The 8317-nt window shown below is 72.6% G+C and carries 5 protein-coding genes; 4 read left to right on the forward strand and 1 reads right to left on the reverse strand.

All coding sequences use genetic code 11. The features are described from left to right. Positions 1-77 precede the first annotated feature (77 nt). Positions 78-2786 carry a serine/threonine-protein kinase gene (locus tag ACG2DA_RS10965; RefSeq protein ID WP_395255666.1) on the forward strand — a complete coding sequence of 903 codons (2709 nt, stop codon included), beginning with the start codon at positions 78-80 and terminating at the stop codon, positions 2784-2786. A gap of 31 nt (positions 2787-2817) precedes the next feature. Here the strand turns inward: ACG2DA_RS10965 and ACG2DA_RS10970 are convergent, their stop codons facing one another. After that, entirely contained in the window at positions 2818-3786 is a 969-nt protein-coding gene (locus ACG2DA_RS10970; RefSeq protein ID WP_395255667.1) for an alpha/beta fold hydrolase, read from the reverse strand. 274 nt (positions 3787-4060) lie between these two features. Between ACG2DA_RS10970 and ACG2DA_RS10975 the strand changes: the two genes are divergently transcribed. The 3 genes from ACG2DA_RS10975 to ACG2DA_RS10985 form a co-directional block, all read left to right on the forward strand. Then, a complete protein-coding gene (locus tag ACG2DA_RS10975; protein ID WP_395255668.1) occupies positions 4061-6028 on the forward strand; it encodes a vWA domain-containing protein in 1968 nt (655 codons plus the stop codon). Positions 6029-6097: 69 nt separating this feature from the next. Next, entirely contained in the window at positions 6098-6496 is a 399-nt protein-coding gene (locus tag ACG2DA_RS10980; RefSeq protein ID WP_395255669.1) for a hypothetical protein, read from the forward strand. Between the two features lie 253 nt (positions 6497-6749). Next, positions 6750-8317: NYN domain-containing protein (locus tag ACG2DA_RS10985; protein WP_395255670.1), on the forward strand; the 1568-nt coding region annotated here is incomplete at its 3' end.

The following is an 8317-nucleotide window of genomic DNA, read 5'->3' on the forward strand; positions in this document are numbered from 1 at the left end:
ACTAGAGTGTGAGACAGCCCGGTCGGCCGCACGGATCCTGCCGCCGGCCCCCTTCGCCCCGCCCAGAGTCGACACGCATGACGCGCGCCGCCACTCCCCAACCCGGACGATCGCAGACGTCGTTGGTCCGGGCGGCGGGCGGAGTCCTGCTGTCCAGCGAAGACGACGGGGGCACCCACACCGTGGACGCCCCCCCCGCCCCGCCCTGGGCCGCCGTCTCCCACACCGTCCTCCGACCGGCGCCGGAGGAGAAGACGGAGTCCTCGAACAGCCCCCCGCTGGCGGAGCCCGGCGGCACGCTGCTGGACGGCGCCGACCTGCGGCGCCGGCTGTTCCCCGCCGTCGGCGAGGCCGAACCGGCCCTCACCGGCTGCGTGCTGGACCACTTCCGCATCGAGCAGCGGATCGGCCACGGCGGCATGGGCTCCGTGTTCAGGGCCGTCGACGAGCGGCTGCAGCGCACTGTCGCCCTGAAGGTCCTCAGCCCGGCCCATTCCAAGGACCGGGCCAGCGTGCTGCGGTTCCGGAACGAGGCCCGCAGCGCCGCCCGGCTGGACCACCTCAACATCGCCCGCGCCTTCTACGTGGGCGAGGACCGCGGGCTGCACTTCATCGCCTTCGAGTTCGTCACCGGCCGCACGGTGCGGGACCTGCTGGAGACGCACGGGCCGCTCTCGCCGACCGACGCCGTCTCCATCACCCGGCAGGTCGCCGAGGCGCTGCACCACTGCGCCGCCTCCGGCGTGGTGCACCGGGATGTGAAGCCGTCGAACGTGATCGTCACGCCGGACGGGATCGTCAAGCTGGTCGACCTCGGGCTGGCCCGCAAGGAGGCCGCCGACAGCGTGGGCGACCTGACCGTCGCCGGCACCACGCTGGGCACCTTCGACTACATCGCCCCGGAGCAGGCCAAGGACCCGCGGGTCGCCGACGTGCGGAGCGACCTGTACTCGCTGGGCTGCACGCTGTTCCACATGCTCGCCGGGCGCCCGCCCTACCCGGAGGGCACGGTGCTCCAGAAGTTGCTGGACCACCAGAACCCGCAGACGCCGGACGTGACGGCCTTCAATCCGAAGGTGCCCGCCCCGCTGGCGGCGCTGTGCAAATCGCTGATGGCCAGCGACCCGAACCAGCGCCCGCAGACGCCCGAGGCCCTGCTGGACGAACTGGACGACCTGCCCCGCGTTCGCGGGCTGCGTCCCCGGCGGCCACTGCGGGGCGTGCCGGCGCTGAACGCCGCGGGCACCGCGGCGCTGGCCGCCGCCCTCGTGCTGATCGCCTGGGTCCGCTGGCCGGAGGAACGGCCCGCCGGCTACGCCTACATGCCGGCGCCGGTGCAGGAGACCGCCGCCGCCGAGCCGACCGCGACCGCGGCGAGCGTCGTCGAGCCGGTCGTCGCCCCGCCGCCGGCCGTGCCCGCCCCGCCCGTCGAGGACGCCGGCGAGGACGCCCCGACGGTCAACACCCGGGCCAACGCCCCCGCCGTGGTCGCCGCGCCGGCGGAGCCGGCCAAGTTCGTGGTCGGCGGCGACGGCGGCGCTCCCCGCGGGTTCTCCTCGTTGGACGCCGCCGTCGAGGACGCCTCCCGCGGCGAGGTGGTCACGATCAACGTCGACGGGTCGATGGACTTCGTCCTGAAGAAGCCGATCACCATGATCGGCAAGATGCTCACGTTGCGGGCCGGCACCCGCAGCGACGGCAGCCTGTATCAGCCGCGGCTCAAGGCCTACGCCAACTACCAGACGCCGCAGACGCTCTTTCACCTCACGGGGGAGGCGAACCTCACGCTGGAGAACCTCTCCCTCTCCTTCGACCTGCCCAGCCGGGGGGACGGCTGGACGATGTTCTCCGTCGGGGCCGGCGACCGGCTGACGATGCGGGACTGCACGATCACGCTCAACGGGGCCGAGGAGCGGGCCGACGCGAACTCCCTGCTGCTGGCCCGCGGCTACCAGCCGCCGACGATCAACGACCTGGCCGAACTGGCGGACAGCGAACGCAAGGAACGGGCCGCCCCCGGGGAGTTCTACGTCACCGCCGAACGCAGCCTGCTCCGCGGACAGGGCGACCTGATCCGGGTCGAGCCGGATCGCGGCGGGTTGCTGGACTTCTCCCACACCGCCGTGGCGGTGCAGTCCGCGGTCGTCCGCATGAGCGGCGCCGATCCCGAGGCCCCCCCGCCGCCGGAGTCGACCGGGCGGGTTCACGTTCAGCTGCAACGCAGCACGATGCTGTTCGGCGAAGCCCTGCTGGACCTGCGGTGGAAGGCGATGCTCGGCGAACGGACGCCGCTGCCGCTGACGGTCTTCGCCAGCGACAGCCTGTTCGTGGACGCCGCCGGCGAGGGCGTGCTGATCCGCACCCGGGGCGGCGACGACCAGCGGGAGTTCCTCGACCGCCTCGAATGGACCGGCGCCGGCACCAACCGCTACCTGCTGGACCGGTTCTGGATTGCCTCCGGCACCACGACGGAGATCGAAAACCCGGCGGAGTCCTTCTCCGACTGGCAGGCGTTGGCGGAGAACTCCGACTCGCCCGTCATGGACATGGGCGCCCGGTACCGCGGCGTCGAACTGGAGCCGGACTACCGCGGCCGCTTCCCCAGCCAGATCTCCCGCAAGGACGTGGAGCCCCGCAGCACGCAGGCGGCGTCCGCCCCGCCCGCCGACCCGGAGATGGAAACCGACGCCGGCGGCGTCCCGCCGGCCGGCCTGGAGGAACCGCCGCCCGGCGTGGACGTCGAACGACTCCCCCCGACCCCCGGCATCCGCACCGCCCAGCCCTGAGGCGGACCGCACTCGGGGGCGTCCGGCGCCCTCATGCGGCCCGGCGGACGGCCGGGGCGGCCCCGTCGGCCCGTTCCGCGGCGGGTACGTACAGGTCGAACCAGTCCGCCAGCCGGTCCGCGTGCCGGCGCCACGTCGGTTCCTGGAACACCTCGTGGTTCGCCCCGGGCAGCACCTCGCAACTGCGGTCCTCGGCTCCCACCGCGTTGATCCACACCGCCGGGGCCAACGGGCAGACGACGCGGTCGGCGCCGCTCTGCATCACGTGCAGCGGGGTCTCGATGCGGGCGGCGTCCTTCCAGACCGCCTTCACCGCCCGACGGACCGCGAAGAACCAGGAGGCCGTCACCGTCGTCCGCCGCAGCGGGTCGTGCGGCCGGGCCGCGGCGACCGGGTCGTCCGGGTCCTGCGGCACGTCGAACCGCGCTTTGGGCCGCAGCAGGCGGCAGAGCTTCCCGGCGATCAGGGTGTGCGGCGGCACCGGGGTGACGATCCGCAGCAGCGGGCTGCACAGCGCCGCGACCGCCGCCGGGGCCGGTCCGCCGCCGTCGGCGTTCTGAACCAACCGGGCCGTCGCGAGGCCGCCCATGCTGTTGCCGACGAGTGCCGTGCGAGCCGGGTCGGCGCCGAACTCGTGCAGCACGCCGCGGAGGTCGGCGACGTACTCCGCGAACCGCCGCACGTGCATCTCGTGCCCGCCGCTGCGGCCGTGGCCCCGCAGGTCCGGCAGCAGGACCCGCCAGCCGCGGGCGGCGAAGCGCCGGGCGGCGTGGTCGTACAGCTCCCCGTGCTCGAACGCCCCGTGCACCAAGAGCAACGTCCGCGACTCCGCCCCCGCCGTCGCGGGGTACTCGCGGACGTGCAGGTCCACGCCGGGGGCCGCGGCGAACCGGTGCAGACGCCGGCCGGTCGGGCGTTCTCCGTCGTCGTCGGCGGCTCGGACCGCCAAGCGGAGGCCCTGCGAGCCGGGGCGGACGGCGGGGGGCGGGGCGGAATTCATCGGTCCGTCTCCGCCTGGTGCGTTCGGTCGATTCGTCCGTCGGGGGGCGGGGAACCGTTCAAAACGGTCTGCATTCCGCCTGACGGCCTCTTCATCGGCCGTCCAAGCGTTCGGACTGGTGGGAATTCGCCGATTTGTGCCGTTCGAGCCGATTGGCGACGAACCTGACGCGACGCCGACGGGTAGATGGAGGGAGCCCGCCGCCCGTTGCGGCGGTCTGCTGCGCGGCGTAACGTCGTGATCGTCTCCGTTTCCTGTTCCCTGGAGCCTGCCCGTGTCCGCCGCCGCGATCGCCGCCTCCGGGTCGAATCGTTGGTCCGGACGGAAGGTGCCCCTGGAGCTGGTCGCCCTGCCCCCGACGGAGACGCCCTCGCTGTGGGAGCGGATCGGCACGGCCCCCGCCTGGCTGGTGAGCCTCGCCGTGCACGTCGCGGTGCTGATGACGCTGGCCGGCATCACGATCATCGTGCCGACGGACGCCCTCAAAACGATCATCGAGAGCGAGATCACCACCGAGGACATCGACCGGTTCAAGGTCGACAACGTGCTCACCCCGGAGGTCGGCAACGACAGCTCCGTCAACGTGCTGAGCCCCTCGATGGCCGCCAGCACGCAGGAACAACCGATCGAGCAGGAGTTCCAGCAGGACGTCGAAATGGTCCACTTCGACGCTTCCCTGCCGACCGCCTCCGCCGTCGACGTGCCGAACGAAGCGGTGCTGACGACCGAGTTCGACGCCGAGGGCATGACCGAATACACCGGCGGGGTGGAGGGCGCCATCGACGTGCTGACCCGCGAGATCGCCGCCCGGCTGCGGGAGAACGAGACGACCGTCGTCTGGATGCTGGACGCCAGCCTGTCGCTGGAGGACCGCCGCAACGCCCTCGCCGAGCGGTTCGAGGCCGTCTACGCCCAGCTCGGCAACACCGGGGACATCGACACCGACCACCTCCGCACCGCCGTCGCCACCTTCGGCGAGGGCGTGAATCTGATCACCCCCGAGCCGGTCGTGGACGTCGCCCCGCTCGTCCAGACGATCCGCGAGATCCCCGCCGACGAGAGCGGCAAAGAGAACGTCTTCACCGCCCTGAAGGCCGTCGGCAGCGAGATGCTGCACGAGCGGACCCGCGCGAAGCGGACGCTGATGTTCGTCATCGTCACCGACGAGAAGGGCGACGACGACGGCGATCTGGAGAACGTCATCGCCCAGTTCAAGCGGTACGGCGTGCCGGTGTACGTCGTCGGCAACGCCGCCCCGTTCGGCCGCGCCAAAGGCTACGTGACCTACCTCTGGAAAGAGGGCGAGCGCCAGTTCCGCCTGCCGATCCCCGTGGACGCCGGCCCGGAGACGGTGATGCCCGAACGCATCCGCCTCGGCTTCTGGGGCCCCGGCGGGGAGGTGGAGAACGAACGGCTCTCCAGCGGCTACGGCCCCTACGCCCTGACCCGCCTGTGCGTGGAGACCGGCGGCATGTACCTCGTCGCCGACGACACCAACCAGCGGAAGTTCGACCCGCAACTGATGCGGTCCTACGGCCCGGACTACCGGCCGATCAAGGACTACACCCGCGACGTGATGGCCAACGGCGCCAAGCGGGCGCTGATCGAAGCGGCCCAGATGAGCACGGCGGAGGAGATCCCGAACCCGCAGCTAGTCTTCGCCGCCGTGGACGACACCCGCCTGCGGCGGGAAATCACGGAGGCCCAGAAGCCGATGGCCGTCGTCAGCTACCGCCTCGCCGCGTTGCAGTCGAAGCTCGAAGCCGGTCTGCCGGACCGGCCGAAGGTCGAGGAGCCCCGCTGGCGGGCAGGGTTCGACCTGGCCCTGGGCCGCGTCTACGCCCAGCAGGCCCGGGCGCTGGGGTACAACGTCGTGCTGGCGGAGATGAAGAGCGACCCCAAGCCGTTCGAGCGGGAGAACAGCAACGAGTGGGTTCTCCGAGGCGCCCCGGAATCGGACGCCGGCAGCGAGGTCCGCAAGCTGATCCGCCAGAGCCGCGAACTGTTGGCCCGCGTGATCGACGAACACCCCGGCACCCCCTGGGCCCGCCTCGCCGAGAAGGAACTCGCCACGCCGCTGGGCTGGGAGTGGAAGGAGCGGAACAACGAGGTGCTGCGGGCGATCGAGAACGGCGTCCCGCCGGCTGAGGCCGCCAAAATGTTCGCCCCGGAGGAGGACCAGCAGCGGATGCGGCGGGGGATGCAGGGTGACCAGGGCCCCCAGAACGTGCCGAAACTCTGAGCGGGCGCCGTCGGTCGCGGCGGGCGCCCCCGCGTGAACCGCCCGGTCCCCCGCCCCGTTTCGTCCGTCATGCCCCGCCCCGCCGCCCAACTGCACGACGCCCCGCCCCACGACGAACCCGACCCGGCCGTCGAGACGGTGCAGTTCCCCACCGCGCACGGCCGGCCGCCGGCCCCGCAGTCTGCGGAGGCGGCGTCCCTCGCGGCGATCGAGCGGCGGCTGGGCGAACTGGTGCAACTCGCCCGGCTCGGCCTCCTCGCGGCGGCGGGCTGGCTGATCTGGCAGCTGTTCGGCGACGGCGTCGCCTGGCTCGTCACCGCCGCCCTCTGGACCGCGGGGACGCTCGCCCTGATCGCGGTCGGCGTGGGCGTGGCCATGTACTTTTCCCCGCCCTTCCGCCGGGCGGTGGCCAACGGGGCGAAGGGATTGTTCTTCCGCGGGCGGCGGGCGTCTTCGCGGCGGCGGTGAGGCCCGCCCGGCCGCGGACGCGGCGTTCACGCCGCACAGGCAGAGGTTCAGGGCCCTCCCCAGCCCCTTCCCCCGGGGTCGCTGGTTGACCGGTCGGTCGCCCACGCGGATGGTGAGGGGTGCGACCCCGCCCCGGCGCCCGGTTGGGCCGTCGGAGGCGGGAGCCGCGTATCGGCGCCCGGCGCCGCACTCGGCGTCTTATGCCGCCCGCTGATTATCGATCGATGCCTCACCTCGCACCCCACCGCCGCCCATGTCCGGGTCCATCAACGGCCAGAGCGCCCTATTCATCGATCTGGAGAACTTCGTCCTGGGGCGGGAGGAGAACTGGCGGCTCGAACAGGACCGCCACCCCGGCGAGGACGCCGACGACTACGACTGCGCCGAGGACCTCCGCGATCTGATCACCTTCGCCACCCGCCTGTCCGAGGGCCGCAGCCTCGCGGTGAAACGGGCGTACGCGAACTACAACGTCCGGCGGGAGAACCTCACGTCGGAGCGATGGTGGGACTACTACCTCCAGGGCGTGCCCAACGTGCTGTTGGGCTTGGGGGTGGAGCCGATTCAGGTGTTCCGCTTCCCCGGCGGGAAGAACAAGAACGCCAGCGACCTGCGGATGGCGATGGACGCCGCCGCCCTCGCCGCCGAGGCCGGGCCGCACCTGGCCGGGAAGTTCGGCGGGGGGCACTTCAGCCAATTCATCCTCGCGACCAGCGACAGCGACTTCATCCCGCTCTCGCTGGAACTGCGGCGGGCCGGGGCGGAGGTGACCGTCATCGGCGTGCAAGACAAAACGAAGCCGGTCTTCGAGCGCTTCTGCGACCGGTTTGAGTACTTCGAGGACCTGCGGGCCGCCCGCGACCTGCTGGACGAACGGCAGGCCGAGGAGCGGGCCGCCCTGCTGCGGGCCGTCGGCGAACTGGTCGACCGCCACGGACCGATCCGGGCCGGCAGCGTGCGGACGCTGGTCGAACACACCTCCCGCACGCCGGGCGGGGAGCCGCTGCGGTTCGACCCGATGCAGTTCGGCTGCGGCAGCGCCGCGGAACTGATCGAACGGCACGGGGAGGACGCCGGGCTGGTGCTCAAACGCACCGGCGGCGTGCAGGTCGTCGCCCGGGCCGAGGAGCCGACCTCCGCGGCCCCGCCGGCGAACGGCTACCGGGTCAACGGGTCGTCGGGGGCGGACGGCCAAGGCTCCGACCGGCACGGCGCCGACGGCAAGCCGGCCGATGCGACGGAGGGCGTGGCCCGCATCAGCCTGAACGGGCACCGGCCGATCCGGGCGACGCCGGAGCACAGCCCGGCCCTGTACCGGCGGCTGTTGCTCTACGGACACCCCCGCATCGCGTTGGTGCCGGCGGCGGCGTGGCAGGAGATCGCCAGCGCCGTGGTCGCCCGCGTCGCCGGGCAGCAGAACGGCGACGACCGGCCGCGGATCTACCACCAGGACCTCGTCTCCGACATCACGGAGGTCTGTGCCGAGGCCGGCATTCAGGACGCCGCGGCGAAGGTCCGCAGCGCCCTGTTCCAGATGTTCAAGGCCGGCTGCTTCCTGTGCGACGAGCACGGCCCCCGCCGCGGGCACCGGGACTTCCACTGGTCCCGCCCGGCGGTGCTGGACCCGGCGCTGCCGACTTACGAGCACGTCCGCGACCGGGTGTGGCGATTCGTGACCAGCGCCCTCAGCGAGAAGCTGCGGGAGAACGGGATGGACGGGGCCATGCACGTCGGCTTCCTCGCCGAACTGCTGTGCGGCCCGGACCCCAGCCCGTCGGACATGGTGCGGGTCGCGGCCGTCGCCCGGGCCGCCCAGTGCGG

Origin of the sequence: Alienimonas sp. DA493 (genome assembly GCF_043951915.1) — a bacterium.
Lineage (GTDB): Bacteria > Planctomycetota > Planctomycetia > Planctomycetales > Planctomycetaceae > Alienimonas.

Coding starts and splice junctions, on each gene's coding strand:
- ACG2DA_RS10970 (WP_395255667.1), bottom strand. CDS start 3,786: ATGAATTCCGCCCCGCCCCCCGCCGTCCGCCCCGGCTCGCAGGGCCTC.
- ACG2DA_RS10980 (WP_395255669.1), top strand. CDS start 6,098: ATGCCCCGCCCCGCCGCCCAACTGCACGACGCCCCGCCCCACGACGAA.
- ACG2DA_RS10965 (WP_395255666.1), top strand. CDS start 78: ATGACGCGCGCCGCCACTCCCCAACCCGGACGATCGCAGACGTCGTTG.